Origin of the sequence: Pseudomonas sp. MOIL14HWK12:I1, from assembly GCF_000510705.1 — a bacterium.
GTDB classification, from domain to species: Bacteria; Pseudomonadota; Gammaproteobacteria; order Pseudomonadales; family Pseudomonadaceae; genus Chryseomonas; species Chryseomonas oryzihabitans.
The window spans coordinates 415303-428850 of the sequence record NZ_AZNY01000006.1; the positions used below are offsets into that span (position 1 = coordinate 415303).

The 13548-nt window shown below is 67.0% G+C and carries 12 protein-coding genes; 4 read left to right on the forward strand and 8 right to left on the reverse strand.

The genetic code is table 11. The annotated features are described in order from the left end of the window. Positions 1-4: 4 nt before the first annotated feature. Together PSEK12I1_RS0105950 and PSEK12I1_RS0105955 are read right to left on the reverse strand one after the other, a co-directional pair. Positions 5-1429 carry an MFS transporter gene (locus tag PSEK12I1_RS0105950; RefSeq protein WP_223855377.1) on the reverse strand — a complete coding sequence of 475 codons (1425 nt, stop codon included), beginning with the start codon at positions 1427-1429 and terminating at the stop codon, positions 5-7. A gap of 167 nt (positions 1430-1596) precedes the next feature. After that, complete coding sequence (locus PSEK12I1_RS0105955; protein ID WP_027600970.1) at positions 1597-2343, reverse strand: SDR family NAD(P)-dependent oxidoreductase; 747 nt, start codon at positions 2341-2343, stop codon at positions 1597-1599. A 150-nt stretch (positions 2344-2493) separates the two neighbouring features. Between PSEK12I1_RS0105955 and PSEK12I1_RS0105960 the strand changes: the two genes are divergently transcribed. Then, complete coding sequence (locus PSEK12I1_RS0105960) at positions 2494-3351, forward strand: LysR family transcriptional regulator (protein ID WP_027600971.1); 858 nt, start codon at positions 2494-2496, stop codon at positions 3349-3351. Between the two features lie 69 nt (positions 3352-3420). Here PSEK12I1_RS0105960 and bdcA read toward each other — a convergent pair whose 3' ends face one another. Then, entirely contained in the window at positions 3421-4134 is a 714-nt protein-coding gene (gene bdcA / locus PSEK12I1_RS0105965) for an SDR family oxidoreductase (protein ID WP_027600972.1), read from the reverse strand. 72 nt (positions 4135-4206) lie between these two features. On the opposite strand from bdcA, the gene PSEK12I1_RS0105970 reads away from it, so the two are divergent. Further along, the gene (locus tag PSEK12I1_RS0105970) at positions 4207-4806 is read left to right on the forward strand and encodes a TetR/AcrR family transcriptional regulator (protein ID WP_007160993.1); all 600 of its coding nucleotides are present in this window, start codon (positions 4207-4209) and stop codon (positions 4804-4806) included. A gap of 15 nt (positions 4807-4821) precedes the next feature. On the opposite strand, the gene fdhE is transcribed toward PSEK12I1_RS0105970, so the two are convergent. From fdhE to fdnG, 4 genes are read right to left on the reverse strand one after another with little or no spacing between them, the layout of a single operon-like run. After that, complete coding sequence (gene fdhE / locus PSEK12I1_RS0105975; RefSeq protein WP_027600973.1) at positions 4822-5745, reverse strand: formate dehydrogenase accessory protein FdhE; 924 nt, start codon at positions 5743-5745, stop codon at positions 4822-4824. Further along, complete coding sequence (locus tag PSEK12I1_RS0105980; protein ID WP_007160995.1) at positions 5745-6452, reverse strand: formate dehydrogenase subunit gamma; 708 nt, start codon at positions 6450-6452, stop codon at positions 5745-5747. Before PSEK12I1_RS0105980 ends, fdhE begins: the two co-directional genes overlap by 1 nt. After that, a complete protein-coding gene (fdxH, locus tag PSEK12I1_RS0105985; RefSeq protein WP_027600974.1) occupies positions 6449-7369 on the reverse strand; it encodes a formate dehydrogenase subunit beta in 921 nt (306 codons plus the stop codon). The genes PSEK12I1_RS0105980 and fdxH overlap by 4 nt, the downstream gene beginning before the upstream one ends. Before the next feature lie 10 nt (positions 7370-7379). Next, positions 7380-10445, reverse strand: a complete 3066-nt coding sequence (gene fdnG / locus PSEK12I1_RS0105990; RefSeq protein ID WP_155951399.1) for a formate dehydrogenase-N subunit alpha — start codon at positions 10443-10445, stop codon at positions 7380-7382. Between the two features lie 264 nt (positions 10446-10709). Here fdnG and PSEK12I1_RS0106000 point away from each other — a divergent pair, with 264 nt between their 5' ends. Then, positions 10710-11159: a GyrI-like domain-containing protein gene (locus PSEK12I1_RS0106000; RefSeq protein WP_027600015.1), complete on the forward strand. Its 450-nt coding sequence runs from the start codon at positions 10710-10712 to the stop codon at positions 11157-11159. A 103-nt stretch (positions 11160-11262) separates the two neighbouring features. Then, positions 11263-12165 (forward strand): NAD-dependent protein deacetylase, encoded by a 903-nt coding sequence (locus tag PSEK12I1_RS23585; RefSeq protein WP_028700302.1) that lies wholly within the window; start codon positions 11263-11265, stop codon positions 12163-12165. Here the strand turns inward: PSEK12I1_RS23585 and PSEK12I1_RS0106010 are convergent. After that, positions 12092-13237, reverse strand: a complete 1146-nt coding sequence (locus PSEK12I1_RS0106010; RefSeq protein ID WP_027600976.1) for an acyltransferase — start codon at positions 13235-13237, stop codon at positions 12092-12094. The two genes, PSEK12I1_RS23585 and PSEK12I1_RS0106010, sit on opposite strands and share 74 nt — an antisense overlap. Positions 13238-13548 lie beyond the last annotated feature (311 nt).

Here is a 13548-nt window from a genome sequence, read left to right on the forward strand (position 1 = left end):
CTGTTCAGTCTGCATCGCAGGCCCCTCGCGTGGCGGTCGCCGGAGCGCTCGGCCAGCTCAAAACGGCCGCTAGCGCCAAGGCCCCGCCCATCGTCAGGGCGGCAGCGGAAAAGGCGGTCTGCACCTCTCTTCCGCCAGCACCATCGGGGGCGAGGGCGAAAAACAGGCCGCCGATGAGCGCCACCGCCAGGGCGGCGCTGATCTGCAGGGTGGCATTCGTCAAGCCGGCGGCGAGTCCGGCCAGGCTCGGCGCCACCTGATCCGCGTTGACTCTCACCAGGGCCGGAAGCGCTATGCCCTGCCCCAGGCCGATCAACAGCAACGGCACCGGCAGCCAGGAGGGCAGGCCCGCCAGCGCGGCCGCCAACAGCAGGCCCATGACCTCCAGGCCCATGCCGAAGGCGGCGGTGCGTGCCCCCAGCCGCTGGGCAAGATGCGGACTGCAGAGGGGCCCGAAGAGGAAGCCGATCCCCAGCGGCAGGATCGCCCACCCCGCAGCCAGGGCTCCATGCCCCAGACCGGCCTGCTGGTAGACGGCGAAAACGAGAAAGAAAGGCGCCAGGGCATAGAACAGGAAGGTCGCCAGGAGGCTGCGTCTCAGCCGGGGGGCGGCAAGCAGGGAAGGCAGCACCAGGGGCGTCTCGCCGGCCGCCTCCTTGCGTTGTTCGTAGCGCCAGAAGGTGATCAGCAATCCGCCACTGACGACGAGCAGGGGGAGCGACCACCAGGGCCAGTGCAGGCGTGGCCCCTCGACCAGGGGCACCACCAGCGCCAACAGCCCCGCCGCGAGCAGGCCGGCACCCATGACATCCAGCCGGCCCGGTTGCGGGGCCCGGCTCTCGCGCAGTGCGACCAGCGCGGCCGGCAGGGCGCAGAGAATGACGGGAAGATTGATGAGGAAGATGCTGCGCCAGCCCAGTCCGAAGGGATTGGCCTCGATCAGCACCCCGCTCAGGACCTGGCCCAGCACAGCGGCGAGTCCGAAGGTCGCGCCGTACAGGCCGAGCGCCCGATTCTTCTCTTCTGCCGGAAAGGTCGCATGGATCAGGGCCATGGACTGCGGCGCCATGATGGCCGCCGCCACCCCCTGCAGCAGCCGCCCGGCGATCAGCACAGCTGGTGTTGGCGCGAACCCGCATAGCGCGGAGGCGATACCGAAGCCGAGCATGCCGCCCAGATAGACACGCTTGCGGCCGAACATGTCACCCAGGCGACCGCCCAGGATCAGGGTGACCGCATAGGCCGTCGCATAGACGGATACCACCAGCTGGGCCAGATCCGACGAGGTAGCGAAGTCGTGACGGATCACCGGCAGCGCCACATTGACGATGAAGAAGTCGAGCGGTGGCAGTAGCGTACCCACCAGCAGCACGCCCAGCGCGAACCAGCGACGGCTATCGGGCTGGGCCATGGGAAGGGATGAGCTCATGACTTTTACCTTTAATCGGGCCGCATCCTGATCCGCGCGCGTTGCCGGCGCGCGGCGGGTTGATGCAGCGATTACTTGAAAAGCGCGGCCACAGCTGGCAGGAGCGTGCCCGCGAGCGGTTGGCAAGCGGCCGACCGCTGTCGGCGCGGCAGGGGCCACCGCCTGGTCTAGCGCATGCCGCCGGAGCCGAAGAGAGTTTCGCCGGTCACCCAGCGGGCATCGTCGGACGCCAGGAAGGCGACGATGGGGGCGATATCCCCTACCTGGCCGATACGGCCGAGCGGGGTGCGGGCCTCGTTCCAGGCCTGGAATTCCGCGCCGAGGGCGCCGGCGGTCTGGGTGCCCTCGGTGTCGATGAGGCCAGGATTGACGGCATTCACGCGGATACCGCGAGGGCCCAGCTCGCGGGCGAGCACACCCGTGATCGCATCGAGCGCACCCTTGGTGCCGCTGTAGACGGCGCTTTCCGCCGGCAGGACGCTGGTGACATTCGAGCTGACGTTGATGATGCTGCTGCCGGCGCCCAGGTAGGGGCTGGCGGCGCTTATCAGCTGCAAGGGCCCGAGCACATTGATGTCGAATTGCAGCCGATACAGGTCTGCCGTGGTGTCCTCGATCCTGGCGAATCGATAGACGCCGGCATTGTTCACCAGGATATCCAGGCGCCCGAAGTGTTCGCGGGCCGCCTCTACCAAGGCCTCCATATCGGCCCGCTGGCGGACGTCGGCGCGTAGCGCGATAGCGGTACCCCCCGCCGCATCGATGTCGGCGAGGACGGCATCCGCCCCTCTCCTGCCGGACGCATAGCTGATGACGACCTTGGCGCCGTCCGCCGCCAGTTGCCGGGCAATACCCGCACCGATGCCTTTGGAGGCACCCGTTACAATCGCAACCCTATCTAGCAATCTGCTCATATCTGCTCACCTGCACAGCGCCAGTTCGAACATGCCTGGCTGAAGCCAACGGATCTACGTCGATGTGAGCTGTCATGGTCACCCCTACGATATTGTTTGGGGACTGTCTTTCCTGCATATTTAATGTTCATTTTTGTACGCAGGTACGCCATGGAATGGAGCGATGTGCGGATCTTTCTGGCAGTCGCCCGGGGCGGTTCCTATGGCTCGGCCGCGCGAGCCTTGGGAATCAGCCACCCAACGGTAGGTCGACGGATCAAAACGCTCGAGGATGAAGCCGGACAGGCGCTGCTACGGCGCACCCGCGAGGGCCTGATCCTGACGAATTCGGGAGATGCCGTATTCGCCCTGGCCGAGTCCATGGAAGCCTCGGCCCTGGCGATGGAGCGGCGCCTGGCAGGTAATCACCAGCGCCTGGAGGGAATCCTGCGCATCTCTTCGGCGGACTGGTTCGCCGGCTATGTGCTGGCGCCGGTCCTGGCCGACCTGACCCGGCGGCACCCTGCCGTGGTACCCGAGGTCATTGCCAGTTATCGACTGCTGGATCTCTCCCGACGCGATGCGGACGTGGCCTTTCGCCTGGTGCCCTTCAGCGAACCGGATATCGTGCAGCGCCGTTTCCTGAGGATGCCCTACGGCCTCTATGGCTCCGCAGAGACGGCGCTAGCGGTGCAGGAGGATACGGCTGCGGTCGGGCTGATCCTCATGAACAGCGCGCAATCGCATTTTCCCGATGTCGCCTGGCTGCTCGAGCGGCTGCCGGACTCGCCACGGGCCTTCACCAGTACCAGTCGAACCGTTCAGGCGCAGATGTGCCGGCGTGGCCTGGGGGTGGCCGTCCTGCCCCGCCCGCTCGGCGATGCGACCGCCGGACTGCAGCTCATCGAGCGCTTCGGCAGTCCTCCATCACGGGATATCTGGGTGGGCTATCACCAGGACCTGCGCCACATGGACAGGCTGCGGGCGTTGCTGGATATCGCCGAGGAGCTATTGGGACCGGCGCACTAGGCTGGCCTGCCGGATAGCCGGCCGTCGCCCCTATCGCCTGGGCCCTGGACGATAGGGGTACGCACTCGATCAGGCGCCGAAGGCGCCGTCGATGGTGTGCATGGCGCCGGTGACGAAGCCGGCCTCGGGGCCGGCCAGCCAGGCGACCATGCCGGCCACCTCGTCGGCGCTACCGTGGCGCTTGATCGCCAGGAAGCTGTGCATCAGCTCCTTCATGGGGCCATCGGCCGGATTCATCTCGGTATCGATGGGGCCCGGCTGCACCACGTTGACGGTGATGCCGCGCGGACCAAGGTCCCGCGCCAGACCGCGGGCGAGACCCTGCAGGGCCGACTTGCTCATGGCATAGGCGGCCAGGCCGGGCAGTGGCATGCGATCGCCATTCACCGAGCCGATGACGAGGATCCGCCCACCCGCCGGCATCTGCCGCGCGGCTTCCACGGCCGCGTGATAGGGCGCCTGCACATTGATGCTGAACAGGCGATCGACGGCGTCCGGGTCCTGTTCCAGGGCATCGCCGAACAGCGCCACGCCGGAATTCACCACCAGCACGTCCAGCGGACCACAGGCGCGCACCCGGGCGATCACCGCGTCGCGGTCGGCGCTGTCGGTCAGCTCGGCGGTGCTACCGGTTTCCGCCGCCAGGGCCTGGGCGGCGTCCCTGGAACTGGCATAGGTGAAGGTCACCCGGGCGCCATCGGTGGCGAAGCGCCGCACGATGGCCGCGCCTATGCCGCGACTGCCGCCCAGCACCAAGACCTTTTTGCCTGCGAAATTGCTCATGAGTCAGCCTCCTGATTAATGTAGTGAGTGCTACAATAATCTTCTCCCGTTCGCTGTCAAAGTAATTTTGTAATGAGCACTACAAATAAACCCGCAACCCGTGGGCGGCCCCGCCGCTTCGATCCGGACGAGGCCATCGTCCAGGCCCAGCGCCTGTTCCATGAAAAGGGCTATGACGGGGTGAGCGTCGCCGACCTGACCCAGGCGCTCGGCATCAGGCCGCCGAGCTTCTATGCGGCCTTCGGCAGCAAGCTGGAGCTGTACCAGCGGGTGCTCGAACGCTACATCTCGACGGGCGCCGTGCTGCTGCACGAGATCCTGGACGGCGAACAGTCCCTGGCGGTAGCGCTCACCCGAGTGCTGGAAGAGGCGGCGCGCAGCTATGTAGCCGACCCCAGCTCGACCGGCTGCCTGGTGCTGGAGGGCACCCATTCCGACGATCCCCAGGCCCGTGCGGCAGCCGACCGGCACCACCAGACGGCCCAGACGCTTATCCGCACCCATATCGCCGGTCGCCAGCCGCAGCGTGCGCAGGAGCTGGCCGACTTCGTCATCACCACCATGGCCGGGCTCTCCGCCAGCGCGCGGCATGGGCAGAGCCTGGAGCGGTTGCTGGCGAGCGCGCGCCTGGCGGGCCTGGCGTTGACCCAGGCCCTGGCCGCGGAGGCGTGACGCGGCGCTGGCGCTTTATTCCCCGGCGATGAACAGCGGATTGAAGCCGCTGCGGGCATAGCGCCCTTCTTCGGCCAGGGCGAAGTCCAGCGGCAGGCTGGCGAGGTCGTCGGCCAGGGGCTCGGCGCCGAGGTTGAAGCTCTTGCTGACCAGTTTGAGGTAGCTGTCGCAGCTGTCGCAGGTCTCGGCCTGGGCGGCCAGGGGCGTCTTGCCAGCGGCGTCTTCCAGGGCCAGATAGCGCACCTGGGCGCTGGTGTTGCAGCAGCTGCACTTGCTGCGCTCCAGGTGCCACTCGGTGGCGCAGAGGCTGCAATGCAGGTAGCGCACGTTGTCGCGATCGCGGTCGGCGTGGACGATGCTGGCCAGCGGCGGCGCCGCGCAGGTCGGGCACAGCACCCGGCTGGCGTCGCCATGGCGCTGGGGCGGTTGCGGCAGGCCTAGGGCCAGGCGCACCCAGGCCACCTGCAGGGCAGCGCCCACCAGCGGCAGCAGCGCCCGGACCTCTGGGGCGCCGGGCTCCTGAGCGAGCAACTGCTCGGCGAGCCGTTGACACTCGGTCGCCGGCAAGGCGGCCAGCTGTTCGAGCACCGGCCGCTGACGCGCGGCGATGCGCAGTTCCAGGTTGGCCAGCAGCGCCTCCAGATCGCCCTGCCAGTCCAGATCCCGCAGCAGAGCCTGCCCCTGCAGCGGCGGCATGCCGTGCTCCAGGGCCAGGCTGAAGGCATCCGGCGCCGGTTGCCAGCTGGGCTGGCGGTCCTGCAGGACGGCCTCCTGGGCCTGGACCAGCAGGGCCATGAAGCCGAGGAAATCGCCCAGCTCGGGGCTGCGCTCGGCCAGTTCGCGCAGGCGGCGGGCGCGACGGGCGAACAGCTGGCGATCGGGCAGGACCACCGGTGGCGGATTGAGGATGCCGGTGGGCGAGGTGCCGTACTGATGCATCAGGGGGTCCCCTTGTCAGGCATGCGGTGTTCATCCAGGGGGCGTTCGCCCCGCTCGCCGCCTTCGCGGCGTTCCTGCTCGACGATCTCGTCGTACCACAGCCGGTGGTGGTGCTTGGCCCAGGCACGGCTGACGCGGCCCTGGGTCATGGCGCGGAAGGAGCCCTTCACCCAGATCGCCGAATAGACGTGGATGATCAGGGTGACGATGGCGACGAAGGCGACATAGGCGTGCACCAGGCTGGAAAAGCGCAGCCAGCCACGCGGCAGGATGTCGGCGAAATACGGGCGCCAGATGAAGAAGCCGCTGAGCAGCAGCGCCGGCACCGACAGCAGCATCACCCAGTACACCAGCTTCTGCCCTGGGTTGTTGGCGCCGATGGGCGGCGCCAGCTCGTCGCGGTTGGCGAGGACGTCGCCGATGCGCCGCACCCAGGCCACGTCGTGACGCTTGAACAGGTTGACCTTGAAGAAGCGCACCGCCATGACCACGAAGCCCAGGCTCATGGCCACCCCGATGAAGGGGTGCAGGATGCGCGTCATGGTCGGCCCGCCGAACAGCGCCGTGAGGTCGAAGAAGAACGGGTGGAAGAAGGCCAGGCCGCTCAGGGTCAGGCAGACGAAGGTGAAGGCGATGAACCAGTGGTTCAGCCGGCTGAAGGTGGTGTAGCGCAGGATGCCGCGCTTGTTGTCCGACGGCGTGGTCATGGCCGATCCTCCTCGCGCGCGGCGTGGCGCTCTGCCTCGTCCGGGGATTCCTCGGGTTCTTCCTTGGGTCCCTTGGTCAGGTAGTGGGCAATGCCGGCGATGGCGGTGACGCCCAGCAGCGCCGACATGATCGGCTTGGTCACGCCCTTCCACAGGCTGACCATGGGGCTGATCTGCGGATCGGCCGGCAGGTGGGTATAAAGCTTCGGCTTGTCGGCATGCTGCAGCACGTACATCACATGGGTGCCGCCCACCCCGGCCGGATCGTAGAGACCGGCGCCGGGAAAGCCGCGGTCATGCAGCTGGCCGACGCGCATCTGGGCGTGTTCGGTCATGTCCTCCTTGGTACCGAACATGATCGCCCCGGTCGGGCAGGACTTGACGCAGGCCGGCTCCAGGCCGTGGTAGACGCGGTCGGAGCAGAGGGTGCACTTGTAGGCCTTCTGGTCCTTCTTGGAGATGCGCGGCACGTCGAAGGGGCAGCCCGAGACGCAATAGCCGCAGCCGATACAGTGCTCGGAATTGAAGTCGACGATGCCGTTGGCGTACTGCACGATGGCCCCCGGCGCCGGGCAGGCCTTGAGGCAGCCCGGCTCGGCGCAATGCATGCAGTTGTCCTTGCGGATCAGCCACTCCAGGTTGCCCTTCTCGTTGACGTATTCGTCGAATCTCATCACCTGGAAGGTCTCCGGGGTGAGGTCCGGCGGATTGTTGTAGGTACCGTTGCAATGCCCGACCTCGTCGCGCAGGTCGTTCCATTCCGAACAGGCCACCTGGCAGGCCTTGCAGCCGATGCAGCGCGACACGTCGATCAGCTTGGCCACCGCTTCCACCCCGCCGATGCGGGTGTGGGGCGACTCCTCGGAGGTGGCCGAGCGTGCGACGATGTTCTGGAAGTTGACTTGATCGCCTCTCATAGAACCTCCCTCAGACCTTTTCCACGTTCACCAGGAACGACTTGAATTCCGGTGTCTGGGTATTGGCGTCGCCCACGTAGGGGGTCAGGGTGTTGGTGAGGAATCCGGGGCGGGTGACGCCCTTGAAGCCCCAGTGGATGGGGATGCCGATGTGGTGCACGGTGCGCCCCTCCACCTGCAGCCCGTGCATGCGCTTGGTCACCACCGCCACCGCCTTGATGTAGCCGCGCTTGGAGCTGACCTTGACCCAGTCGCCGGCCTTGATGCCGAGCTCGGTCGCCAGGTCCTCGCCGATCTCGACGAACTTCTCCGGCTGGGCGATGGCGTTGAGCCGCGCATGGGTGGTCCAGAAGTGGAAGTGCTCGGTCAGCCGGTAGGTGGTGGCCGCATAGGGGAATTCCTCGCGGGTGCCCAGCCGCGCCCGATCGCCCGGGAAGATCCGCGCCGCCGGGTTGTTCTTGGCCCTTGGGTTGTCCGGGTGCAGCGGGTTGTGGTCCAGCGGCGACTCGAAGGGCTCGTAGTGCTCCGGGAAGGGCCCCTCGGCCAGCAGGCTGCCGCCGAAGAAATGCGCGACGCCCTCCTGGTTGAGGATGAAGGGCCCGGCCTTGGCCGAGGGTGGCGAGGTCCAGGGGAAGTCGGGGATGTCGGCGCCGGCCCAGCGTTCGCCGTTCCACCAGATCAGCCGCTTTTCCGGCGCCCAGGAGGTGCCGTCCGGCCGGGCGCCGGCGCGGTTGTAGAGGATGCGGCGATTGAGCGGCCAGGACCAGGCCCAGCCCAGGGTCATGCCGATGTTGTAGGGATCGGCGTTGTCGCGCCGGTCCATGTTGTTGCCCTGGCGGTTGTAGGAGCCCGAATAGATCCAGCAGCCGCAGGTGGTGCTGCCGTCGTCGGCGAGGAAGCCGAAGTCGTCGAGCAGTTCGCCACGCTTGTGGGAAATGGTCCCGTTCGGCCCGGGCAGATCGGCCAGAGCGCGACCGTTGTATTCCTGGGCGATGTCCTCGGGATTGGGCTCCTCCGGATTGCTGTAGGGCCAGGTGAGATTGAGGATGGGATCGGGGAAGGCGCCGCCCTCGTCGCGATACATCTGCTGCAGGCGATGGAACAGCCCGGCGAGGATGGCCACGTCCGGCCGCGACTCGCCCGGCGGCGGCGCGGCGCGCCAGTGCCACTGCAGCCAGCGCGAGCTGTTGACGATGGCGCCGTTCTCCTCGGCGAAGCAGGTGGTGGGCAGGCGGAACACCTCGGTCTGGATCTGGCTCGGATCCACGTCGTTGAGTTCGCCGTGGTTCTGCCAGAATTCGGCGGTCTCGATGGCCAGCGGATCCATCACCACCAGGTACTTGAGCTTGCTCAGCGCCTGGCTGACCTTGTTCTTGTCCGGGAAGGAGGCCAGCGGGTTGAAGCCCTGGCAGAAGTAGCCGGTGATCTCGCCGTGGTGCATGCGCTCGAAGGTGTGCAGGACGTCGTAGAGCGGCTCGCTGAGCTTGGGCAGCCAGTCGTAGCACCAGTCGTTGTCCTTGGTCGCCGCCTCGGAGAACCAGGCCTTCATCAGGCTGACGTGGAAGCGCTCGTAGTACTTCCAGTAGGAGACCTCGCCTTCGCGCAGGGGCTGCTTGGCGCGGCGCTTGATGTAGTCGCGGTATTCTTGCTCCTCGTGGGAGGCCAGGTAGAGATAGCCCGGCAACTGGTTGGAGAGCAGGCCCAGGTCGGTCAGCCCCTGGATGTTGGAGTGGCCGCGCAGGGCGTTGACCCCACCGCCGAGCATGCCGATGTTGCCCAGCAGCAGCTGCACCATGGAGGCGGTGCGGATGATCTGGGCGCCGATGGAATGCTGGGTCCAGCCCAGGGCGTAGAGGATGCTCATGGTGCGCTCGGGGCGTGCCGTCTCGGCGATCATGTCCCAGGTGGTCTGGATCTGCTCGCGCGGCATGCCGCAGACGCGTTCCACCAGCTCGATGGTGTAGCGGCTGTAGTGCGCCTTCATCAACTGGTAGACGCAGCGCGGGTGCTGCAGGGTCGGGTCTTCCTTCACCATGCCGCGCTCGTCGAATTCGTAGCTCCAGCTGGATTTCTCGTAGGCGCGACGCTTGTCTTCGCCGAAGCCGGAGAAGAGGCCGTCGTGGAAGCCGTAGTCCTCCTTCACGATGAGGGCGACGTCGGTGTAGGCCCTTACGTACTCATGCTGGATCTGGTCCGTGGTGAGCAGGAAGTTGATCAGCCCGCCCAGGTAGACGATGTCGGTCCCGGTGCGGATATAGGCGTGGTAGTCCGCCACCGCCGAGGTCCGGGTGAAGCGCGGATCGATGGTGATCAGCTTGGCGTTGTTCTTTTCCTTGGCCTCCACCATCCAGCGAAAGCCCACCGGGTGCGCCTCGGCCGAGTTGCCGCCCATGGACAGGATGAGATTGGCGTTGCGGATGTCGACCCAGTGATTGGTCATGGCACCGCGGCCGAACGAAGGGGCAAGACCTGCCACCGTCGGTCCGTGTCACACGCGCGCCTGGTTGTCGATCGCCAGCATGCCGAGGCTGCGGATCACCTTCTGGGTGAGGTACGCGGTCTCGTTGGAACAGGCCGATGCCGCCAGGAAGCCGGTGGTGATCCAGTGGTTGACCAGATGACCATCGGCGTCATGGGTGACGAAGTTCTTGTCCCTGTCCTCCTTCATGTAGCGGGCGATGCGATCCAGCGCCTCGTTCCAGCTGATGCGCTTCCACTCGTTGCTGCCCGGCTCGCGGACCTCGGGATGGGAGAGGCGCGATTCGCTCTTGATGAAGTCCAGCACCCCGGCGCCCTTGGGGCAGAGGGAACCGCGACTGACCGGATGATCCGGATCGCCTTCGACGTGGTAGATGTCGCTGACGGTGTTGATGCCGCCATCGCCGCGGCTGTAGAGCAGCATGCCGCAACCCACCGAGCAGTAGGTGCAGGTGTTGCGCGTCACCTTGGCGGCGGCGAGCTTGTAGTAGCGGATGGACGCCAGTGCCGGTTCCGGGGCGAAGCCGAGCATGGCCATGCTCGAGGTGGCGACCCCCGCCGTACTGAGTTTGAGGAAGTTGCGGCGCGATACCTTGATCGACATTTCTTGGGTAACTCCAGGCACATCACGGTAGGACTTCGTCCTGAGCCGGGCCTGGCAGTTCGAGCGAAGCGTCGTCTTTCTTCGTCGAAAAATCATTCAAAATCAGTGTTTTAGCGAAGCGGCAAGAGGACCTGGCAGGGTCTGCGGCAGGGCCTGGCGGCGGCTGCGACCTTTCGTCCGATGGCCGCCCCGGCTGACCGCCGCGCGCCGCTGGAGTAAGGTGACGGCCTTCATCGCATCTTCGAGAGAGTCTGTCCCATGTCGCTGGAAATCGTCGACCATCCCGCCCTGGAAGTGACCGGTCTGCTGTTCGAGCCTGGCCAGGGCGAAGACATCGCCGCCCTCTGGCGGCGCTTCGCCGACCGCGCCGGGGAGATCACCGGGCGCGAGGGCGACGCCGAATGGTATGGCCTGAGCTGGCGCCAGGCCGGCACCATGCACTACCTGGCCGCGGTGGCCACCACCCCGGGCGCCCCCCTGCCCGCCGGCATGGTGCGCCAGGAACTGCCGGAAGGCCGCTACGCCCGCTACGTGCACCTGGGCACCGCGCCGAGCGTGGCCAAGAGCCTGGGCCGGCTGTTCGCCGAGCTGCTTCCCGCCCGTGGCCTACAACCCCGCCCGGGCGCCTGCTTCGAGCACTACACCGAGGCCTTCACCGGGGTGGATGCCCAGGATTCGCAGATCTACATCTACGTGCCGGTCTTCTAGAGGCCGCTCGCCGCAGCGCGGACAGGACGTTCGTCAGCTGCGGCTTGCCTCCCGGCATAACCCTTTCCAAGCTGGGGATATCGCCCGCAACCCCAGGTGCACGATGTCCCTGCCCGAGCTCCAATCCTTCATCGCCCGGCACGAGCGGATCTTTCTGCTCACCGGTGCCGGTTGCAGCACCGATTCCGGCATTCCCGACTACCGCGACCGCGACGGCGCCTGGAAGCGCCCGCAACCGGTCACCCTGCAGGCCTTTGTCGGTGACGAATTGTTGCGCCGCCGCTACTGGGCCCGCAGCCTGATCGGCTGGCCGCGTTTCTGCCAGGCGCGGCCCAACGCCACCCACCAGGCCCTGGCGGCCCTGGAGCGGCGCGGCCAGGTGGAGATGCTGCTGACCCAGAACGTCGATCGGCTGCACCAGGCCGCCGGCAGCGAGGCGGTGATCGACCTGCACGGGCGCCTCGACCAGATCCGCTGCCTGGGTTGCGAGCTGCGCCTGCCGCGCCAGGAATTCCAGCAGTGGCTGGGCGAACTCAATGGCGACTGGCTGCAGCTGGACGCGGCTACCGCGCCGGATGGCGATGCCGATCTGGAAGGCGTGGACTTCATGAGTTTTCGCGTGCCGGACTGCCCGCGCTGCGGCGCCCTGCTCAAGCCGGACGTGGTGTTCTTTGGCGAGCACGTGCCCGGTGCGCGGGTGGAGCGCGCCTTCGCCCACCTGGGCCGCGCCGATGCGCTGCTGGTGGTGGGCTCGTCGCTGATGGTCTATTCCGGCTTTCGCTTCGCCCAGGCCGCGGCTCGCGCCGGCCTGCCCATCGCCGCCCTGGGCTATGGCCGCACCCGCGCGGACGACCTGCTCGCGCTCAAGGTGGAAGCCTCCTGCGCCCAGGCACTGGCCTTTCTGCTGGAGTATCCCGGGGCGGCGCCGGCGCTTAGGCCGGCACTTGCCGAGGCCGTGGCGCCCGGCCCAGGTGCATCAGCGGACGCTCGATCCAGCGGTAGCTGAGCATCGACAGCAGGCAGGCGAGCACCAGCACCGGTGGCAGCAGGGCCATGAAGCCGACCGTACCCAGGACCTCGACCGACCCCAGGTTGAGCAGGGTGAAGAGGCCATAGAGCAGCAGGCCATGGGTGAGGTAGAGGCTGTAGCTGATCTCGCCCAGCACCTTGAGGCCGCGACTGCGCAGGAGGCCGAAGAGGTCGTTACCGCTGGCCATGGCGGCGAAGGGCAGCGCCAGCGCCAGCATCTGCCTGAGGTTGTAGTCCGGCTGGGTCATGGCATAGGCCACCAGCGCCAGCGACAGCGCGGCCACCAGGGGCGTGCGCAAACGTGCCAGCAACGCCGGCCGATGGACCTTGACGAACACCGGCAGGAATCCCAGCAGGAACAGCAGGCCGAAGCGCGCGCCCAGCACGTGGTAGTGATAGCCGGCGGCGACCAGGCCGCCCACCAGCAGCGCCGAGACCAGCAACGGCAGGCCGAAGCCACGACGATTGAACAGCGCGGCGATGAGCGGAAGGGCCAGGTAGAACAGCGCCTCGTAGCGCAGCGTCCAGTGGGCGCCGGCGGTCATCCAGCCGCTCTCCTCCAGGCCGTTGAGACTGAAGCCGGAAAACAGCTCCCAGCTGAGCAGCTCGAGCATGAAGCGCTGGCCGTCGGCGATGACGAAGTGGGTGCGGATCAGGGTGAAGAGCACCACCACGGCCACCACGCAGAGATACAGCGGCATCACCCGCAGCACCCGCGAACGGAGCAGCTCGCCCCAGTCCGGCGTGCGGCGATAGACCTTTCCGAAGAACAGGTAGCCGGTGATCATGAAGAACAGCGAGACCGGTACCACGCCCATGTTGTAGAGCAGGTCGCTGTCGGGTTCGCGCCACTGGCCCTCGGCCTTGAGGTGATAGGTCAGCACGAAATGCAGGCAGACCACGGCGGTGGCGAGGATGCCGCGCAGGGCATCCAGCGGCGAGGAGCGCGCCAGGGTCTCCTCGGTCAGCAGCGGGCTGCGGCGCAAGGCGAAGGCCAGCAGCACCAGGGTGCCCAGGTAGAGGGCGATGGGGAGAGCGACGTCAGTCATATCCGTGACCTTCTTGACAGGAACCGGCAAAGACCCGCCCCCAGACCACCGGAGCGGTCGCCGGAGCGAGCGAGAGAAAAGCGCGACAGCCGGGCACGCTACCGCGCGGTACGCGACCGAGGGCAGAGGGACCGGAAAGGGAGGAGAACAGCGGCGAGCGGAAGGATCCGCCGCCTCAGGAAAGCGCGAGAACGCCCATCAGACAAGTCTTGTTACAGGCGTTCCCTGAGCGATCAAAGGTAAAACAGGCTCTGGCACTGGCTATAGCAGAGATCTACCGCTTGTCGGTTAGGCATCCAACTGATCGTTTG